Origin of the sequence: Xanthomonas arboricola pv. populi, assembly GCF_002939945.1 — a bacterium.
Classification (GTDB): Bacteria; Pseudomonadota; Gammaproteobacteria; order Xanthomonadales; family Xanthomonadaceae; genus Xanthomonas; species Xanthomonas arboricola_A.
The window spans coordinates 498,121-517,764 of the sequence record NZ_MDEB01000002.1; the positions used below are offsets into that span (position 1 = coordinate 498,121).

Annotated in this window: 12 protein-coding genes; 2 read left to right on the top strand and 10 right to left on the bottom strand. The window is 66.1% G+C overall.

Features of this window, described 5'->3' with window-relative positions:
- Window positions 1-203 precede the first annotated feature (203 nt).
- The 6 genes from XaplCFBP3123_RS08630 to rsmD all read right to left on the bottom strand — a co-directional run bounded on the left by XaplCFBP3123_RS08630 (window position 204) and on the right by rsmD (window position 6,282).
- A complete protein-coding gene (locus tag XaplCFBP3123_RS08630) occupies window positions 204-1,964 on the bottom strand; it encodes a glycoside hydrolase family 9 protein (RefSeq protein WP_104533658.1) in 1,761 nt (586 codons plus the stop codon).
- Window positions 1,965-2,253: 289 nt separating this feature from the next.
- Window positions 2,254-4,032 carry a gamma-glutamyltransferase gene (gene ggt, locus XaplCFBP3123_RS08635; RefSeq protein ID WP_104533659.1) on the bottom strand — a complete coding sequence of 593 codons (1,779 nt, stop codon included), beginning with the start codon at window positions 4,030-4,032 and terminating at the stop codon, window positions 2,254-2,256.
- Window positions 4,029-4,313, bottom strand: a complete 285-nt coding sequence (locus XaplCFBP3123_RS08640; RefSeq protein WP_104533660.1) for a YfhL family 4Fe-4S dicluster ferredoxin — start codon at window positions 4,311-4,313, stop codon at window positions 4,029-4,031. The genes ggt and XaplCFBP3123_RS08640 overlap by 4 nt, the downstream gene beginning before the upstream one ends.
- Window positions 4,314-4,544: 231 nt before the next feature.
- On the bottom strand, window positions 4,545-5,042 hold the full coding sequence (locus XaplCFBP3123_RS08650; protein ID WP_172453166.1) for a hypothetical protein: 498 nt from the start codon (window positions 5,040-5,042) through the stop codon (window positions 4,545-4,547).
- Between the two features lie 47 nt (window positions 5,043-5,089).
- Entirely contained in the window at window positions 5,090-5,596 is a 507-nt protein-coding gene (gene coaD, locus XaplCFBP3123_RS08655) for a pantetheine-phosphate adenylyltransferase (RefSeq protein ID WP_104533662.1), read from the bottom strand.
- Entirely contained in the window at window positions 5,593-6,282 is a 690-nt protein-coding gene (gene rsmD, locus XaplCFBP3123_RS08660; RefSeq protein WP_172453167.1) for a 16S rRNA (guanine(966)-N(2))-methyltransferase RsmD, read from the bottom strand. Before rsmD ends, coaD begins: the two co-directional genes overlap by 4 nt.
- Before the next feature lie 172 nt (window positions 6,283-6,454).
- On the opposite strand from rsmD, the gene htpG reads away from it, so the two are divergent.
- Window positions 6,455-8,359, top strand: coding sequence for a molecular chaperone HtpG (gene htpG / locus XaplCFBP3123_RS08665; RefSeq protein WP_104533663.1), 1,905 nt, complete (start codon window positions 6,455-6,457; stop codon window positions 8,357-8,359).
- Window positions 8,360-8,686: 327 nt separating this feature from the next.
- Here the strand turns inward: htpG and XaplCFBP3123_RS08670 are convergent, their stop codons facing one another.
- The 3 genes from XaplCFBP3123_RS08670 to XaplCFBP3123_RS08680 all read right to left on the bottom strand — a co-directional run bounded on the left by XaplCFBP3123_RS08670 (window position 8,687) and on the right by XaplCFBP3123_RS08680 (window position 17,051).
- Complete coding sequence (locus XaplCFBP3123_RS08670; protein ID WP_104533664.1) at window positions 8,687-11,062, bottom strand: glycoside hydrolase family 127 protein; 2,376 nt, start codon at window positions 11,060-11,062, stop codon at window positions 8,687-8,689.
- Window positions 11,063-11,205: 143 nt separating this feature from the next.
- On the bottom strand, window positions 11,206-14,103 hold the full coding sequence (locus XaplCFBP3123_RS08675) for a TonB-dependent receptor domain-containing protein (RefSeq protein ID WP_104533665.1): 2,898 nt from the start codon (window positions 14,101-14,103) through the stop codon (window positions 11,206-11,208).
- 590 nt (window positions 14,104-14,693) lie between these two features.
- A complete protein-coding gene (locus XaplCFBP3123_RS08680) occupies window positions 14,694-17,051 on the bottom strand; it encodes a Tat pathway signal protein (protein ID WP_104533666.1) in 2,358 nt (785 codons plus the stop codon).
- A gap of 279 nt (window positions 17,052-17,330) precedes the next feature.
- Between XaplCFBP3123_RS08680 and XaplCFBP3123_RS08685 the strand changes: the two genes are divergently transcribed.
- Window positions 17,331-18,497 (top strand): DUF5694 domain-containing protein, encoded by a 1,167-nt coding sequence (locus tag XaplCFBP3123_RS08685; protein ID WP_253254159.1) that lies wholly within the window; start codon window positions 17,331-17,333, stop codon window positions 18,495-18,497.
- 772 nt (window positions 18,498-19,269) lie between these two features.
- Here XaplCFBP3123_RS08685 and XaplCFBP3123_RS08695 read toward each other — a convergent pair.
- The gene (locus XaplCFBP3123_RS08695) at window positions 19,270-19,566 is read right to left on the bottom strand and encodes a hypothetical protein (protein WP_104533668.1); all 297 of its coding nucleotides are present in this window, start codon (window positions 19,564-19,566) and stop codon (window positions 19,270-19,272) included.
- Between the last annotated feature and the right edge of the window lie 78 nt (window positions 19,567-19,644).

The following is a 19,644-nucleotide window of genomic DNA, read 5'->3' on the forward strand; positions in this document are numbered from 1 at the left end:
GCGCGCTGGACGATTGCCGATCGCGCTGAAGCAGCGCCGATGAGGTAATCGGCGCATTGAAGCCCCTCCCTACGGGAGAGGGGTTGGGGTGAGGGTACGGTGCGTCGGTGTTGCTGCCGCTGTCGCCCCTCATCCGGCGCTACGCGCCACCTTCTCCCGATGGGAGAAGGGAAAATCGCGCCGCCGCACTGGAGCCCACCGCCTTACCGCGTCGACGCCTCGATCGCCGCGCTCACATACACCAGCGGCGCGTTCCAGTTGATCGCCACTTCGTTGCTGGCATAACTGCAGGCGTTATCCAGATACGACAGCGCCGGCAGTTTGGAGGGGTACGCAACCTTGCAGTCCTTGGCGTCCTGCTGGCCCGGTTGCGGACCACCGGCCAGCCAGCCCGGCACAGGTGCGTCGATGCCGTCGGCCTCGGAGGGGCGATGGTGGATATGCATCGGGCTGCGCAGCCCAACACCGGTGACGAACGACAGGCCCAACGGATTGCGCCCCAGGATGTAATCCAGCTGCGACTGCGCGGCGTCCAGATACGGCCGCTGCCTGGTCAGCCGATAGCCCTGCATCAACATCATTGCGCGGTTGAGCACCACCGCGTTGCTGCCCCACACGAAGTCGGTGTCGGTCATCGCCAGACGCCAGGGCGAGGCCTGCCACTGTTCGGCAAGACGCTGTGCCAGACCGGTGATCTCACGGGTGATGCGTGCGCGATCGGCATGCGGGGTGAGCTGGTCGCGATGCTCGGCCAGCGACATCCAGGCCAGGCCGCCGACGTTGCTCCAGCCCGGCACGCTAGCCGGCACGTTGCGCGCCATCATTGCGTCATAGAAGCCGTCTTCGCGCGTGCTCACATACAGCTCGGCCGCGGCCCAGGCGAATTCATCGTCCACCTGCGCGTCGTCGTAGCCGCCGGTGCGCACGTCGTCGGGCTGGCGGTAGATCACATCCGGGTGCTGCTGCGCCCATGCCCAGGCATTGCGCGCGGCCTTCAACATGCGTGCCGACGCGCCCGGATACTGCGTGTCGAACGGTGCGTAGACGCGGCTGGCTGTCGCCATCACCGCGGCAAAATCCAGCGTGGCGGCAGTGGCCTTCATCACCACGTAGCGCTGCTGCCTGGCCTGGTCCGGCATCACCAGCCCATCGAACTGCTTGTCGGTGAGCTTGTGGTACACGCCGCCATCGGCCGGGTCCTGCATGGCCAGCATCCATTCCAGGTTCCACCAGGTCTCCTGCAGGATGCCGGGCACGCCGGGGGCGTCGTCGGGGATGGTCAGCGGCTGCGCCTTGAACAGCGCCGGATATTGCTCGTAGGCGGCCAGCAGGGTGTAGGTGCTGATGCCGGAATTGACGATGTACTTGTTGTAGTCGCCGGCGTCGTACCAGCCCTTGGGCGCACGGATCACGCTGTCAGCCGGGCGCGTGGCCGAGGCCGCGGAAGGATGGATGCGCACATCGGTGTCCGGATGCCCGGCCGCACGTGCATAGCGCCCGGCGAACTGCGCCGGCAGCGCGGTGCTGGCGCGATTGAAGTAGAACGCCTTGAGCGAGGCATCCACGACGGGCTGGTAGGCACCGGCCGCAATCGGGAATGGATCCGACGTCGGCAGGCCGGTGATCTTCACCCGATATGTCCCCGGGACGCGCAGCGCGGAAAAGTCGGCCACGCGTGCCTCTTGCCCCGCTGGTGCCCAGGTGGCCGCCGGCGACAAGCGGCCCTCCAGCACGCGACGGCCGTTGGCATCCTCGACCGTGAAGCGGTCTGTCACAGCCGCTGCGGACGGCGGCAAGCCGACCACCGCCAGCTTGGCCGAGCCCGGCAGATAACCGAGTTGATTGACGTGGATCGCGGCGCCGGCAGCCGCCGTGCTGCCGGCAGTGCCGGTCGTATCGGCCGCGCAGGCGGCGATGGGCGATGCAATCACCATGGCGGTGAGCAGGGTCTGCAAAATGGTCATGCCACGATGGTCGCCAAATCGACGCGCAGCGACAAGTCCAATCCCGACATAGGACACGGCACCAAACCGTATTGCTGCTGGCAGCAAGTGACCTTCCGGCACCCACTCAGGCTGGTGCAGGCATGCTGCACGTAGTTGCCGAGGTCGGGACATGGTTCGCCGCGCTGCGTGTTCGGCACCTGCGCCGCCTGCGCCGAACCGGCAGGCCAGGCCCGCGCCTCAGCGCAAGCCGGTTCTCATCGTTCGCCGTGTAATGCCTGCCCCGCCGCACGGAGCAGGCATGCGGCACTCACCGTGCAGGTGTCGCCAGCTGGACCTGCGCCTTGCCCACCGGGTTGCGCGGGTCGCTACCGCCGGTGAGCACGTTGCTGCGCTTGTCCCATTCCACTGTCTGCAGGTTGCCCCAGACGTGGCTGGAACCGCGGCCGCCCTCGGCGGTGTCGCCCGGCAGCTTGAGCGTATGGCCCATCGCCTGCAACGCCTCGACGGTCTGCGGCGAGAACGCGTTGCTCTCGGCCTCGATCACGTCCGGCAGCCATTGGTGGTGATAGCGCGGCAAGGCACTGACCTGCTGCGCGTCCAGGCCGGCGTCGTAGCCCAGGATGCCGAGCAGCACCATGGTGATGATGCGGCTGCCGCCCGGGGTGCCGATCACCGCCACCTTGTCAGCCGATTCCATGAAGGTCGGCGTCATCGAGCTGAGCATGCGCTTGCCCGGCTTGGGCGCGTTGGCCGCGTAGCCCATCACGCCGAAGGCATTGGGCGTGCCCGGCTTGAGCGCAAAGTCGTCCATCTCGTCGTTGAGCAGCACGCCGGTGCCCTTGGGGATCAGCCCCGAGCCGTACAGCAGGTTGACGGTCTGGGTGGCGCCGACGCGGTTGCCCTCGCCGTCGATGATGGAAAAGTGCGTGGTCTCGTCGTCTTCCAGCGGGGTCGGGTTGCCCGACAGCAGGTCGCTGGGGGTGGCCTTGTCCGGGTTGATCGTGGCGCGCAGGCCTTGTGCGTAATCCTTGCTGGTCAGCACGCGCTGCGGCACGGCGACAAAGTCCGGGTCGCCCAGGAAGAAGGTGCGGTCGCGGTAGGCGCGGCGCATCGCTTCCACCACCAGATGGGTGCGGTGCGCATCGTCGAGCGTGTCCAGCTCCCAGCCTTCCAGGATCTGCAGCATGGCGGCGAGTGCGATACCGCCGGAGGACGGCGGCGGCGCGGTGGTGATCTTCCAGCCGCGGTAATCGAAATGGATCGGCGTGCGCTGCTTGACCCGATACCCGGCCAGTTCGGCGGCCTTCCACTGCCCGCCGGCCTGCTTGACGCCGGCCAGCAGCTTGCTGGCGGTTTCGCCCTTGTAGAAGCCGTCAAAGCCCTTGTCGCCGAGCAGCTTCAAGGTGTGGGCCAATTCGGGCTGCTTGAAGATGTCGCCCTCTGCAATCGGCTTTCCGCCGCGCAGATAGACCTGCCGCGTGCCGGGGTAACGCTCCATCACCTCGCGCCGCGAGGCATAGCCCTTGGCCATGCGCGCGTACACCGGAAAACCTTCGGTGGCGATACGGATCGACGGTGCCAGCGACTGCTTCAGCGGCAGCCGGCCATGCCTGGTGGCCAGCTCCACCAGCGCTGCAGGCAGCCCGGGAATTCCGGCCGACCAGGGGCCGTTGACCGAGCGGTCGCGGTCCAGCGCGCCTTGCTTGTCGAGGAACTGCGCCTCGCTGGCCGACTCGGGCGCGGTCTCGCGCGCGTCCAGCATCACGTCCTTGCCGGCCTTGGCATCGTGCAGCAGGAAGAAGCCGCCGCCGCCCAGGCCCGAGCTGATCGGCTCGACCACCGCCAGGGTGGAGGACACCGCGATCGCCGCATCGAACGCATTTCCGCCCTCGCGCAGGATCTGCAGGCCGGCGTCGGTGGCCAGCACGTGACCGCTGGCAATCGCCGCGCCGGGCGGATGCCCCGCCACCGGCGAGGTCGCGGCCGCCGCAGGCTTGGCGCCATCGGCAGACCAGGCCGGCGGTGCCAGCACGAACGCCAGCAGCAACAGGCCGCGCGAAGGAAAACGTCGGGAAAAGATGCTCACGGGGCGGGAGGCTCCTGTTCGTACAGTTCGGGGTGGTCGCGCTGCAGCTGCATGAGCTTGGCGAGCAATTGATCGTGGGTTTCCGGTATCGCCGGGTCCGGGTCGATGCATTCGACCGGGCACACCACCACGCATTGCGCTTCGTCGAAATGGCCCACGCACTCGGTGCAACGTGCCGGGTCGATCACGTAGATGGTGTCGCCCATCGAGATGGCCTGGTTCGGGCACGCCGGCTCGCAGACATCGCAGTTGACGCAGAGCTCGTTGATCTTCAGCGACATATCGGCACCACCATGCGATGCGACGCAGCCCGATGCAACGCCAGGCGCTGGAACGCAACGTACTGCCGGACGCGGACGCACGGGGCGTGGCGCGATGCACGGACAACGCCATGCGCGTGGTCGGCAACCGGTCCAAGCGGACCGGCTCCGATGGCGTGCGGAATCAGCAGCATGCCGCGATTCCACACGGCGGCCGGACGCGCCCTCCCGCGCATCCGGCCCGGTACGGCATTACTTGGCTTCAACGAAGGTGTATTCCACGCCCTTGGGCTGGACGATGGCCTGCACGCGCGCATTCTCGGCCGCATTGCCGATGAACAGCACGCGCACGCCCTTCATCGAATCCGGCGGCACGTCCTTGAACGCGACGTCGATCAGGTCGGCCATCTTGGTCGAGGCGGACGAACCGAAGGCCAGCATGTTGCCCGGCTGCACGCCACGGGCGAGCGCGGTCTTGACGCTTTCCAGCTGACGCTCGTAGCTGCCGGCGAACTCGGCATCGGACTCCGGCGGCAAGTAGTACAGGAACGGGCTGTTGGTGGTGGCGCCCAGGTTCTGGCCGACCACTCCCTGCAGGTACTTCTTCCAGCCGGCGTTGTCGTCCTTGCCCGGTGCGGTCAGCGCAGCCGGAGCGGCGGCGGCGGTCGGTGCCGGCTCTTCCTTCTTGCAGGCGGTGACGGCCAGAGCAGCGATCGAAGCGAGCGCCAGCGCGCGCATGGTGTGTTTCATGAAACTCCTCCCTTTGAAAAGCATGTGGTGATGTGACTGCTAGAGAATCAGGCCTGCGCGCGGACTTGCCGCACCTGCCGCAAGGCTTCGACGACCGACGCCGGAACGAAACCGGACACGTCCCCGCCCAGCCGCGCGATTTCGCGCACCAGCGAGGACGAGATGAAGCTGTACTGCTCGGCCGGGGTGAGAAACAGCGTCTCCACCTCCGGGATCAGATGGCGGTTCATGCTGGCCATCTGGAATTCGTATTCGAAGTCGGACACCGCGCGCAGGCCGCGCAGCAGGACGCCGGCGCCCATGTCGCGCACGAAGTGGGCCAGCAGCGTGTCGAAGCCACGTACTTCTACGTTGGCATGCGCAGCCAGCGCTTCCTGAGCCAGCTCCACGCGGCGTTCCAGCGGCAAGGCAGGGCCCTTGGAGGGGCTGTAAGCCACGCCGACCACCACGCGCTCGAACAACGGCGCGGCGCGGTTCACCAGATCGATATGCCCGTTGGTGATCGGGTCGAAGGTACCGGGATAGACGGCGGTGCGGCTATTGGCCACGCTCATACGGAAACTACCGGGGTCGGATCGCCGTTCAGTGTAGCAGCGGCCCGGCGGTACAGCGCATAGCGCACCTGCTGGGTGGCACCTTCGCGGTGCAGATGCCAGCCGGCCGGCACCTGCGGCGGCAGCTCGGCCGGGGCTTCCAGATACAGCCAGGCGTCGGCGCTCAGGTGCGCGGGCAGGCGTTCCAGCACGCTGGGCCACAGGCCCGCGGCAAACGGCGGGTCGACGAACGCGATGCTGGCCTGCGCCACCGGCGCGCGCTCCAGCCAGCGCAGCGCATCCTCCTGCAGCACCTGTACCTGATCGGCCGCATCCAGCCTGGTCACGTGCTCGCGCAAGCGCTGCACCAGGCCAGGGTCGCGCTCGATCAGGGTCGCCTGCGCGGCGCCGCGCGACACCGCCTCCAGGCCCAGCGCGCCGGACCCGGCAAACAGGTCCAGCACGCGCGCACCGGGCAGGCGCGGCATCAGCCAGTTGAACACCGTCTCGCGGACGCGGTCGCTGCTCGGGCGCAGGCCCGGCAGGTCGGGCACCGCCAGCTTGGTGTTGCGCCACCGCCCGCCGACGATGCGCACCTGCCCTTCCGCGCCGCGTGGTGCCGGCCGTGCGGGGCGGCTCATCGCCGCGCGCCGGGTGCGGGCGAACGGATGCAGGACGGCGGCAGCACGGATGGCGACATGGCTCAAGACAGGACGGTTGGCCGGCCATGATACCGCCGCGATCGCCGCAACCGCCCTCCCCCGACCGGCATCGACGCAGGCCATCTGGCGCACGCCCGCCTTGAAAAATCCCCGCACGGCCTCATCCCCCAGGCCATCGGCCGCGTTGCGGCCTGGGCCACCATGGAGCACGACCCCAATGACCGTTGATACCGACAAGCAGACGCTTGGCTTCCAGACCGAGGTCAAGCAGCTGCTGCAGCTGATGATCCATTCGTTGTATTCGAACAAGGAGATCTTCCTGCGCGAGCTGGTCTCCAATGCCGCCGACGCCGCCGACAAGCTGCGTTTCGAGGCACTGGTGAAGCCGGAGCTGCTGGAAGGCGGCGGCGAGCTGCGCATCCGCGTGGATTACGACAAGGACGCGCGCACCGTCACCATCGACGACAACGGCATCGGCATGAGCCGCGAGGATGCGGTCTCGCATCTGGGCACGATCGCCAAGTCCGGCACCGCCGATTTCCTCAAGCACCTCAGCGGCGACCAGAAGAAGGACGCCAACCTGATCGGCCAGTTCGGCGTGGGCTTCTACAGCGCCTTCATCGTCGCCGACCAGGTCGACGTGTATTCGCGTCGCGCCGGCCTGCCGGCCAACGAGGGCGTGCACTGGTCCTCGCGTGGCGAAGGCGAGTTCGAAGTGGCCAGCGTCGACAAGCCCGAGCGCGGCACCCGCATCGTGCTGCAGCTGAAAGAAGGCGAAGACAGCTTTGCCGACGGCTGGACGCTGCGCGGCATCCTCAAGAAGTATTCCGACCATATCGGCCTGCCGATCGAGATGCGCAAGGAGCACCACGGCGAAGCAGCCGACGCGCCGGCCGAGCCGGAGTGGGAAGCGGTCAACCGCGCCAGCGCGCTGTGGACGCGGCCCAAGTCCGAAATCAAGGACGAGGAGTACCAGGAGTTCTACAAGCACGTCGCCCACGATGCCGGCAACCCGCTGGCGTGGAGCCACAACAAGGTCGAAGGCAAGCTGGAGTACACCTCGCTGCTGTTCGTGCCCGGCAGCGCGCCGTTCGACCTGTATCACCGCGATTCGGCCAAGGGCTTGAAGCTGTACGTGCAGCGCGTCTTCATCATGGACCAGGCCGAGCAGTTCCTGCCGCTGTACCTGCGTTTCATCAAGGGCGTGGTGGATTCGTCCGACCTGTCGCTCAATGTGTCGCGCGAGATCCTGCAATCCGGCCCGGTCGTGGATTCGATGAAGTCGGCACTGACCAAGCGCTCGCTGGACATGCTGGAAAAACTGGCCAAGGACAAGCCGGACGACTATGCGACGTTTTGGCGCAACTTCGGCCAGGCGTTGAAGGAAGGCCCGGCCGAGGATTACGCCAACCGCGAAAAGATCGCCGGCCTGCTGCGCTTCTCCTCCACGCATGACAGCACCGGCGCGCAGAGCGTGGGCCTGGCCGATTACGTGAGCCGCCTGGCCGAGGGCCAGGACAAGCTGTACTACCTCACCGGCGAAAGCTATGCGCAGATCAAGGACAGCCCGCATCTGGAAGTGTTCCGCAAGAAGGGCATCGAAGTGCTGCTGCTCACCGACCGCATCGACGAGTGGCTGATGAGCTACCTCACCGAATTCGACGGCAAGTCGTTCGTGGACGTGGCACGCGGCGACCTGGACCTGGGCAAGCTGGACTCGGAGGAAGACAAGAAGGCGCAGGAAGAAGTCGCCAAGTCCAAGGAAGGCCTGGCCTCGCGCATCAAGGCCGCCCTCGGCGACGACGTGGCCGAAGTGCGCGTCTCGCACCGCCTGACCGATTCCCCGGCGATCCTGGCCATCGGCCAGGGCGACCTGGGTTTGCAGATGCGCCAGCTGCTGGAAGCCAGCGGCCAGGCCGTGCCGGAAACCAAGCCGGTGTTCGAATTCAACCCGGCCCACCCGCTGATCGAAAAGCTGGATGCGGAAGCCGACATGGACCGCTTCGCCGATCTGAGCCGGGTGCTGTTCGACCAGGCTGCGTTGGCGGCGGGCGACAGCCTCAAGGACCCAGCCGGCTATGTGAAGCGGTTGAACAAGTTGTTGTTGGAGTTGTCTGCGTAAGGTTTACGACACCTTTGGTGACACACCAGGACCGGCGCTTGCGCCGGTCTTTTTTTGGGCCTGTCTCATGGCGACGATTGGAAGAGCGGCGACGGCGGTGTCCGACACCATACCGCTTCGGTAACGGCTCGCACTCCTCCATAACGCAGCGTGCACATGGGACGATGACGACAATCCTGCCGAATGCGGCACTAGGAAAAATTAGTCGGGCGTTTATCGGGTCTTTGTTGTCGGGATCATGGTCAGGTGCGTCGCGATGCCTGCGCGCATCGTGCGCGCTCCGGCCAAAGCGCTGGCAACGTCATTGAAGACCAGCCGCAGCGGCGCTTACGCCGACTCCAGCACCCAACATCCGAACGCCGGCCCGGCCGAATAGCCGGTTTCCGGCTCGATGCGGATTTGCAAGGTGGCGCGGCCGGCGACCGCTGCAGGCAAGGCGTAATCCACGTCGACGAAGTCCAGGCCGCGGTTGCCGTCCAGGCGTTCGTTGGCGATGAGTTCGCCGTCGGCGAGGATGCGGAAGCGGCGGCGGGTTTCGTCGCCCCAGTAGCGCAGGCGCAGGATGCGGGCCCGGGCGGTGTTGCGCAGGGTGAAGGCGATGAAGCCGCCGGTGCGGGCGTCGCGGCCGGCTCGGCGGCGGTAGCTCAGTGCGTAGGAGCTTTCGCTGTGCAGGCAGTGGGCTTTTTCGGATGCTTCATCGCCCAGGGCGATGCAGTCCAGTGCGCGCGTGTCCAGCGCCCGTTGCTTCGCGTCTGCTGCGGCCTGTTCGGCTTGATGCTGCTGCCATGCGACAGCATCGCGATGCTCCAGGTAGGGCGCGCTGCGGCGATCGAACTGCGCGTAGAACGGCGAGAAGCGCCACTGCTGATCGCCATCGCGGTAGTCGAACGCGGTCTGGCCTGCCACCGGCTGCAGGCGCTGCAGGACCTCATCGCCGCCGATCAATGCCGGGGCCTTGCCCGACCAGGGTTTTGCCGCAGCGCCCAGGTCGGCCGCCAGCACCAGCGGCCCGCGCAGCAGCGAGACCCAGGCCGGGTCGTCCGGTGTGGCTTCCAGGCGCAACGGCATCTGCAACGACAGGGCGAGCGTGTCGCCAGCGCGCCAGCGGCGGGTGATGCGCAGGTAGCCCTCGCTGAGGGCGGCATCGACCGGCTGGCCATTGAGCTGCAGCAGCGGCGACTGCGCCCAGCCGGGCACGCGCAGTGCGAGCGTGCGTTGCTCGGCCGGCGCGGCATCGATGCGTAGCGAGGCGCTGCCCTGCTCCGGCATCGTGCTGTGCAGGGTCATGTCCAGCCCGGCGGCGTCGCGCACGCTGGAGGGCACATACAGGTTGACGTAGACGCCCTGCCCGTCCTGCCAGTAAATCGAGTCGCCAAACTGGGCATGCGCTTCCATGCCGCTGCCGACGCAGCACCAGAAATCGTCGAATGGCGAGGACCAGCCGCGCGCTTCGCCGGCCAGCATCGGTGTCATGTAGGTGAACATGCCGGTTCGCGGATGCTGCTGCGCCATCACGTGGTTGAGCAGGGTGCGCTCGTAGTAGTGGAAGAACTCGGCCTGCGGGCCCCACTGGTACAGATGCCGGGTGAGCTTGAGCATGTTGTAGCTGGCGCAGTGCTCGCAGGTCTGCTCGGTGAGAAACTTCGAGATGCTGTCCGGCTGCTGGAAATACTCGCGGTCGCCATTGCCGCCGATCACGTAGGTGTGGTGGTCGGTGACGGTGTGCCAGAAGAAGCGCGCCGCCGCGCCCGAGGCGGCATCGCCGGTGACTTCGTACTCGCGTGCCAGGCCGATCAGCTTGGGGATGTTGGTGTTGGAATGCTGGTGCACCAGCTCGTCGCGCTGGGCGATGAGTGGGTCGAGCACGGCGTGATGGTGCAGGCGCTGCGCCAGCGCCAGCCATTGCGCGTCGCCGGTGCGCACATGCAGTTCGACGAACGATTCGTTGAGGCCGCCGAATTCGCACGACAGCACCTTCTGCAGCTGCGCGTCGTCGAGTGCGGTGAAGATGCCTTGCAGATAGCCGGCCAGGCCCACCGCCACCTGCAGCGCCTGCGCATTGTCGCAATGCGCATGCACGTCGAGCAGGCCGGCGAACAGCTTGTGCCAGGTGTACAGCGGTGCCCAGCTACCGTTGAGGTAGAACGGTGCCGGGTCGATCTTGCCGCGCTTGAGCTCATCGAACACCGCACGGCCGCTCTCGATCTTGCCTGCCGTGTTCTTGCGGGAGAAGCCGGCCACGTAACCATCGCCTGCGTGCGCCTGGCAGCGTGCCAGCTCTGCGACCAGGTACCCGGCGCGCGTGCGGCATTGCGCATCGCCGGTCTGCGCATGCATGAGTGCCAATGCGCTGAGATAGTGACCGAGCGTATGCCCGGCAATGGTGTCCGCCTCCCAGCCGCCGTATGCAGGCGCCTTGGGATCGAGGCCGGCGTACAGCACGAAGTTGTGCAACAGCCGGTCCGGCTGCAGCCGCATCAGATAGCGACGATTGGTCTGCAGCGCGTCCAGGAACAACGACGGTGTGAGCCGCACCTGCGCCAGCGGCACGGCGCGCACGCTGCCGGGTTGCGCGGCACTGGCCTGCGCCGGAAACCTCAGGAAACCCGCCGCAACCGCCAGGCTGCTCCAGGCCAGAAAACGCCGCCGCGACAGGCTCGGCGTGTGGTCGTCGGGCAACTCGCTTGCATGCATATCCGTCATGGGCTCAGCTTAGCTCCTGTCGGCGCGCGCGGATTGCGCGCCATTGCGACACACGCCTGCGCAGCCGCGTACGCCCGCGACCGCACAGCCATGCGCGCGACCGATGGCATCTGGCCGCACGCCACCGCGATACACCGGCACGATCAGAACTTCACCGTGGCACGCGCCCAGTAGAACCGACCGAGCAGATCGTAGGTGGCCACATCGGTATTGGCATTGCCGACGTTGTTGGAGTAGTACAGCGGCGGCTGCTTGTTGGCGATATTGTCCACGCCCACTTCGAAGCGCGTGTGCCACGGCTCGACGTTGTAGCCGAGCTGCAGGTTGTTGTAGACGTAGGCGCCGATCTTGCGCACTACCATCGGCTCGCTGGAATCGGCCGACAGGCTCTGGTCCGGATCCGAATTGCCGATGGCGGTGTGGCCCACATAGCGGATGCGCCAGGTGGCGCTCCAGTCGTCCAACGCCCAGTTCACCGTGCCCAGCGCACGCCAGCGCGGGAAGTTGCCGTAGGCCTGGGTGTAGCGGCCGACGTTGTGGATGGTGACCGAGCTGGGGTCGGTGGTATCGGGCAGCACGTCGTAACGGGTGAGATAGGTGCCGTTGAGCCCGGCGCTGAGATTGCCCCACGCGGTGGACGGCGCGCGATAGGTCAGGTTCACGTCCAGGCCCTTGGCCCACAGCTTGCCCAGGTTGACGGTGGGTTCGGCGATGTAGTTGATGGTGCCGTTGCCGTTGCGATGGATCAACGCGCAAAAGGCGCTGGCCGAATTGGCGAAACATTGATTGAGCACGGTCTGCGCCGACACCGTGGTGATGGTGTCTTCCAGATCGATCCGCCACCAGTCCGCGCTCAGCGACAGCCCATCGATCCACTGCGGGTCGTACACCAGCCCCACGTCGTAGGACTTGCCGGTTTCCGGCTTGAGCTGGTACCCGGCCACCGCCGCGCCGGACACCTTGCCCGACACCTGGCCATCGGATTGCTGGTAGCTGCCGTTGGTGGGCACATTGGCGCAGGCCACACCATTGCCACCGGTGTAGCCATTGCACGGGTCGTTGACGGTGGCCGCGTCGCCGGCCACACCGGCATACAGTTCGTTGATGTTGGGCGCGCGGAACACCTCCGACACCGTGCCGCGGATCAGCAGGTTCTCGATCGGGCGATATTCCAGCGAGATCTTGCTGTTGGTCTTGCTGCCGACCGAGCTGAAATCGGAAAACCGCGTGCCCAGCGTGATGTTCAGGGCTTGGATGCCGGGCAAGTCCTTCAGCAGCGGAAACAGCGCCTCGGCATAGGCTTCCTTGACGTCGAAACTGCCGGCCAGGGTGGACGAACAGAATTCGATCACCCCGCACAGGCCGTCTTCGTCGCCGGTCCACAGCGGGTCGGAGGCGGTGGTCGAGCGCTCCTTGCGATAGGAGACGCCGGTCGCCAGGCTGACGGTGCCGGCCGGCAGTTCGAACAGCGAGCCGTTGGCATTGGCCTCGAATTGCTTGACCGTGTAGACGCTGGTCACGATGGGGTTGACCACCATCCCCTGCAGCGTGGACAGGTTGGAGCTGTCGTTGAGGTTGAAGAAGTTCAGCGGTGTGCAGCCGGCGATCGCCGCGCCTGCGCTGCCGCACGTGACCACGCCGTCGCTGTCCAGGAACGAGGGGCCGATGGCCTGGTTGAACGCGGCATAGTCGAGAAAGCCGTTATTGATCGACTTCTGTTTGACCTTGCCGTAGTTGAAGGTGGCATCCCATTGCCAGGAGCTGTCGCCGAAGCGGCCGCGCAGGCCGGGGCTGATCTGGACGTTGTAGGTGTTGTATTGATAGCTGCGATTGCCCAGCACGGTGGCGCGCGTGTTGAGGTCGTTGTAGGAGGTGCCGGTGCTGCGATCGGTGCCGAAGTTCACGCCGAACGGGTTGTAGTAGCTCTGCGCCGACACCAGGATGTTGTCGCCGTTGGCGAAGATCGGAATCGGCGCAATGATCGAGGCCGACTCTGTTTTGCTGAACCAGGTGTTGACGTAGCCCTCGACGTTGTCGCTGAAGCGATAGCTGCCCAGCAAGAACGCATTGGTGCGCTTTTGCGGGGTCTGCAACAGGTTGAGCGGCTGGTAGTTGTAGGAGTCGGCGCTGGCGTCGTAACAGTGGAAATCGCCCGGGCCGGCACGACCGCTGACGCCGCTGTTGAGGGTGACGCGCCCGCAGCCGTTGGCCTGCGCCAGCTGCGCGGACTGATCAGAGCCATCGTTGAAATTCACGGTACCGGTCGGCGTTGCGGACGAGCCCTGCTTCACCGGTTGCCCGTTGGTCAGTGCGAGCGCGTCCCTGGAATAGTCGCGCGCCGCTGCCGAGACCGGATCGATGTTGTGATACGACAGGCCGCCGATCAGGCTGCCGCGCTCCCAGGTCTTGCCGGTGGTCAGGGTGAAGTTGCGTCGGTTGCCGTCGCCTTCGCTGCTGGTACCGAAGTCGCTGCTGAACTGCACACCATCGAACTGGCTGCGCAGGATGAAATTGACCACGCCGCCGATGGCGTCGGAGCCGTAGACCGCGGAGGCACCGTCGCTGAGCACTTCGATGCGCTCGATCATGCTGGACGGAATCGCGTTGACGTCGTTGTAGGCAAGACGGATGCCGTTGACCAGCACCAGCGTGCGTTTGTCGCCCAGACCGCGCAGCGAAATGGCCGACGCACCGGTGCCGCCGCCGTTGTTGGTATACGGATTGGTGGCGTTGCCGGCGATCGACGGCAGCTCCTGCAGCAGATCGCCGACCGTGGCCTTGCCGGTCGCGGCGATCTGTTCCTGGCTGACCGTGACCACCGGGTTGGCGGTTTCGGTATCCACGCGGCGTAGACGCGAACCGGTGACGACCACGCTGTCCAGCGTTTGTGGGCCATCGCCGTTGTTGCCTGCCTGCTGCGCAGACACGGGAGCGGCGGCGCCCGCAGAGAGCGCCAGCAGCAGTGCGGCGGTGAGCATGCTCGGCACCGGGCGCGTGGGCGTGCCGGTGGTCCGGGAGAGAGGCAACAGCGACATCGGCATGCAGGGCTCCTGAGTCGTATGGCGGACAAACGATGGGCAACACACGCCCGTGCCGGCGGACACCAGCGCAGGGCAAGATGGATGGCAGCCGCACACGCAGCGACATCTCTCGCCACGGCCGTGCTGCAGACACGCAGGCAACCTGCGACGCGCACGACCACCCAGGGTCAAGCAGCAGCGCGTGTTGTCGAAAAAGGTGTTGGTTCCGCACCGGAGGCGCCCATGCGCTCCAGTTTCATCAGCTGGTCACAATGTGCCTGTGCGCACGCGCCACGTCTTGTCGCATTTGGCGACAGCGCATGCGGATAACCGCATGGTTCGCAAATGAACCAGCCTGTGTCGATGCGCTCTGCAGCGATGTCGGTAGCTGGACATCACGTACAAGACGATGGGTGATACGCCCGAGGCGATGTATCGCCTGCAACCATGTGCGATGACAGTCGATCCGGGCTTCGAACAGACGTATGCATGCGGCAGCCCATGACACGGCAGACTGCAACACCGCTTCAGCGATCGCCGCTCAAGGCCTCCCTGGTGATGGGACAATGGTGAAACGACAAGGGCGGCATGGTCGTCGCGCCAATGGGCCATCACCCGTACCAGGCCTGCACCTTCACCGCCGCTGTGCTGGCGGGCAACGCCACGCGATCGGCATGCGGGCCCTGCGCACGCGCCGGCTTGCCGTCGACGAGCACGCGGGTGAGCGTTGTGCCCTTGGGCACGCGCAAGCTCAGCCAGGTGTGCCTGGGTGACCGTTCCGGCAGTTGCACCTCGGCATCGATGCGGCGTGCCTCCACATCGGTGCGCAGTGTCAGCGTGAGCTTGCCCCAGCGTGTGGGCGCCGCCGTGATGCCGATCGCGGCGCCACTGCCCAGCCATGCGCGCGGCAGCGCACGCGCAAGGAACAACTGCTCGCCTGCGCTGTCGTCACTGACCAGCATCCAGCGCAGCAGCAACGGGATGGTCATCTGCGCGGGGATGCAGAACAGCGGCATGCCACCGGTGATGCCGCTGACCTCGCCGGCGGTCCAGCTGCCGCGCGTATGCACCTGGTAGCGGTGCGCATAGACGAACAACAGATACTCTTCGATGCGATCCAGCCGCAGCAGCTGCTGCGCATAGCCGTAGGAAATGAAGCCGAGCAGATCGCGACTGCCCGGCTCCGGTGGTGCGATGTTGGCCACCACGCCGATGCTGGTACCGCCATGGCCGCGCAGGCAATCGATCACCAGGTTGGCCAGGTCGTCGGGCAGCACATCGGCCTGCAGCAATTCCGCATACGCGCGGTGCGGCCACTGCTGCTCGCTGGGCTTTTCCTGCAGCAGCGATTGGCGAAACGTCAGTTTGGTGCCCGGCAACGGGCCGATATACGGCGGCGACAGCTCGCGGCGCACGTTGGCACGCAGGCTCGCCTCCAGCCGTATGCGCAACTGCCTGGCGCGATGCTGCCATTGCGTAGCCAGACCGACATCGCCACCGAGCGTGCTCCAGACCTGGGCGATGTCTTCCCAGCCGCGTATCGTCAGCGCGCTGTTGGCGTAATACGGTTTCCACCACAGCGACGGGTCGGGGAACAGGCAGGCATCGGATTCGTTCCAGCCGTGCAGCAGGCCATGGCCATGCGCGCTGCGCGGCAATGCGAGCGCCTGGTCATGCAGCTCGCATGGCAGCTCCGCGGTGGCGGCGATCTTGGGCAGCAGGCGGCGCAGCCGGGCCGCATCGCCGGTGTAGCGCAGATAGCGCACCAGCAGCGACAGGGTCAGCCCGAACTGCCCGACCTCCGGCCCGCGCATGTTCGGCAGGCCATCGTCCTGCACGAAGTCGTCGAAATAGTTGTCCAATACCGCAGCGGCCTGCGCGAAGCGGCCCCATTCCAGATTGGCGTAGAACGAGCTGGTGAAGGTGTCCTGGAAGCCGTCGTACTCGTTGCCGTAGTAGTCGCGCTCCACTGCACCGTACTTCGGGTAATCGCCACCGGGGCGCACCACCAGCTCGCGCGCGAACGCGAATTGCGCCATGTCGTTCCAGCTGGCATCGGGCAGTTGCGCCTGCACCGTGCCGTCCAGGGCCTGCTGCCAGTACGCGGCAAAATCGATCAACCCCGCGTAGAACTGCTCAGCGGTGGCCGGCTTGCGCGACGGTGCGAAGGCGGGATAGCTGTGGGTGTAGTGCACGCCGACGATCTCGCCGCCGCGCACCTGCATCGTGCGGTGCCAGGTCTGTACCACGAAGCGATCGCTGGCACGTACATCGGCGAACACCAGCACGTCGTACCAGTTATCGGCCTCGCCTTCGCGCCGCATCACCTTGCGCACCGCCGGCATCCAGCCACCCAGCAGGCCTTCCTCGCGCCGTTTGATCAGCGCCTCGTCGCCCAACTCGGCGAAGGCGTGTTCCGGCCGCGAGGTGCGGCTACGGCCGTTGGGTAGGATCGGCATGGTATCCAGGCTTTCGCGCGTGCCGACGAAGGTGGTCCACGGCCAGCGGCCACCATTGTCCTTGGGGTCGAGCAGCGAGGCCGGCGGCGGCGCGACATCGCGCACCTGCGCCTCGTCCGGGTCGCCATCGCGCAGCAGGCGGTCGGCGAGCAGATCGGCCTCGGCCATCGCCACCTCGGCCAGCGGCATCCCGAAGTACGGCTTGCTCTCGGTCGGATAGGCCGGCTCGGTGCGTTTGTCCAGGCGCAGCATGCCGCTGTCGGTCCATAGCGTGAGCTGGCCCTGCGGGTCGTCGAGATGCTCGTAGACGGTCCACTGCTGCTGCAGGTGTTCAAAACTGCACAGCTTGCTGCCCACATGCGCGGCCGATGGCAGTGCCTCAAGACGTGGCAGCGCCGGTGGCGGCAACGTCGCCGGGGTGTGCGGCGTGCCCGGCATTGCGAGCGCGGCACCTGCGCCCACCGCCGCGGTTGCCGCCATGCCCTGACGCAAAAAGCTTCTGCGGTCCATCGTCGCGCCCTCGGTTGATCTCATCCACATCCTGCGCGACGGCGCGGCTTGCGTCTTGTGGCAGCTGTCTGGCACGTATGCGGAAATCCGCACACAAGCAGCTGTTGCTGCGCTGCCATCGCAGCAACGGCGCAGCGCCCAGTTGCCGCCCCCTGCCATTTAGCCACGTGACTTTCTGGCCACGCCGGTACCTGCGGTGGCAGCCACACTGGCTGCACAGACGCAGGCGACATCGTCGCCAGACCGCCACGCAACCCAAGCCCACCCACAAGGACCGTCATGCAGCCATCCCTACCGCGCATCGCGCACAGTGCCCGCGTCGCAGCGCGATTTTTCGATGTCGGCAGCGCGTCTGCCAGGCGGTTGAAACGTCCGGCGCATTGCTGGCTGTGGCTGGCCTTGATCGCGCCCTGCATCGCGCAGGCGCAGGTGGATCTGTCGCAACTGGATGCCGAGATGGCCGCGCCACGCACCCAGGTGCTGGTGCTTGGCAGCGTGCATCTGTCGCAGTTGCCCAAGGGCAGCGATATCGGTGCAGCACGGCTGCAACCATTGATGGACCGGCTAGCCGCGTACGCGCCGACCATCATCACCACAGAGGACCTGTCGGGCGAAAGCTGCGACCTGATGCGACGCCATCCGGCGGTGTATCTGTCCGAGGACACCACGACCTATTGCCCCGACACCAGCGAGGCAGCGCGTGCCACCGGGCTGGATGTTCCGGCCGCCATCGGCAAGGTGCGTGCAACGCTCAAGACCTGGCCGAGTGCGCCCACACCGGCACAGCGTCGGCATCTGGCTGCGCTGTTTCTGGCCTCGGGCGAGCAACCATCTGCGCTGGTGCAATGGCTGCAGCTTGCGTCGGCCGAACAACGCAGCGGCGATGGCCTGGATGCGGCGCTGGTCGCGCGACTGCGCAGCGTGGAACAGCGCTCCAACGAGAGTTACCAGATCGCCGCACGGTTGGCGGCACGCCTTGGCCTGCAGCGCGTCCACCCGGCCGATGATCACACCGGCGACAACGTTGACCTGGGCGACCCGGCGGTGTACGGCAAGGCAATCCAGGCCGCCTGGGACAAGGCCGCGCCGCGGGCGCGCGCCATGCGTGAGCGCGAGGACCAGTTGGCTAGTCAAGGCAAGTTGCTGGAGCTCTATCGCGCGATCAACCTGCCGGCCAGCCAGCAACTGGCCATCGCGGTGGATTTTCGCGCCGCACTGAGCGAGGGCTCGCCGCAGCGCTACGGCTATCGCTACGTATCCGGCTGGGAGATCCGCAACCTGCGCATGGTGTCCAACGTGCGTGCCAGCTTTGCCGACCAACCCGGCGCGAACGTGCTGGCGGTGGTTGGCGCCATGCACAAGCCGTGGTTCGACAATTTGCTGGGGCAACTGCAGGGGGTGGATATTGTCGACGCGGAGAAGGTGTTGGGAACAGACGGGAAGTGACCGGCAATGAGCACAACGAATTCAGCGTGACGCCCTAAATCAAACAGCTGATCGGTCGAGCGTGCAGTGCCCTCACCGCACCAGAGAGTTGTCGATTATTTAGTTGAAACCATGCACTCCTACCATCTCGACTGGTCCTTGCCCGCCCACCGTCGCGGCACCTTACGCGGCATGGATGCCGCGTAAGAGCTTACAGGGACGTACTTGCAGCGTGTCCCGCGATGGTGGGCGGGCAAGGGCCCGGCAGCAAACTCGCAGCGTCGAGGGCGCGGCGCCCTCACCGCTTGCAGGACACGCCGTAAACCCATCCCTGGGGGCTCGGTGGCGGCATCCATGCCGCCACACGGTCCCGCAATCGGCGAGGACACCGCACCAGAGAGTGAGTCGGCTGCTTTGTTAAAAACATGCACACCGACCATCTCAACTGGTCCTTGCCCGCTTACCGTCGCGGGACCTTACGCGGCATGGATGCCGCGTAAGAGCCTCCATGGACGGATTCACGGCGTGTCCCGCGATGGTCGGCGGGCAAGGGCCCGGCAGCCAGGTAACAGATCAGCCGCTCTACGCTTGCGAGCTGCCCGCACGGTCCTAACACCCGCAGACAAGACAACTGCAGTTATCGATACCGGCATGAGCAGCAGCCATCACTTCGCTGACTCCACGAAATGCAGAACGTAAATCCGGTTTCAGGTGCAGCCAGATGCGGCATCAAGGCGAAGGCCGCGCACCTACTGCACTAGATCGACAACCGGCCTTCGTCCAATCCAGGCTCTCAGGTCAGCACATCCAACAAGCTACCCAGCATTTCGTCGGAGCGCCGCAGCGCAGTGGCGTTGGCCTGGAAATCGTTGCGTGCCGAGAGGCCTTCGACCAAATCGCTGGCCGGTGCCGATGGATCGGCGTTGGCGTCGACCACGCTGGCTGCCACTCCACCATTGAGCTGCGTGCTGGCTGCAACGGCCTGACGCGGACTGCCGTCCACCGGCTGACGCGCCACATTGCTGGCGGCCACCTGCTGGCGCAGTGCGGCGACCTGCATTCCGGAACTGGCGATACTGCTGATGCTCATGATGGCTCCGGTGCAGAACAGAGAAATAACCAATGACGTTTGTTTACCAACCAATCAACACAATCGTTGCCGGCAGTC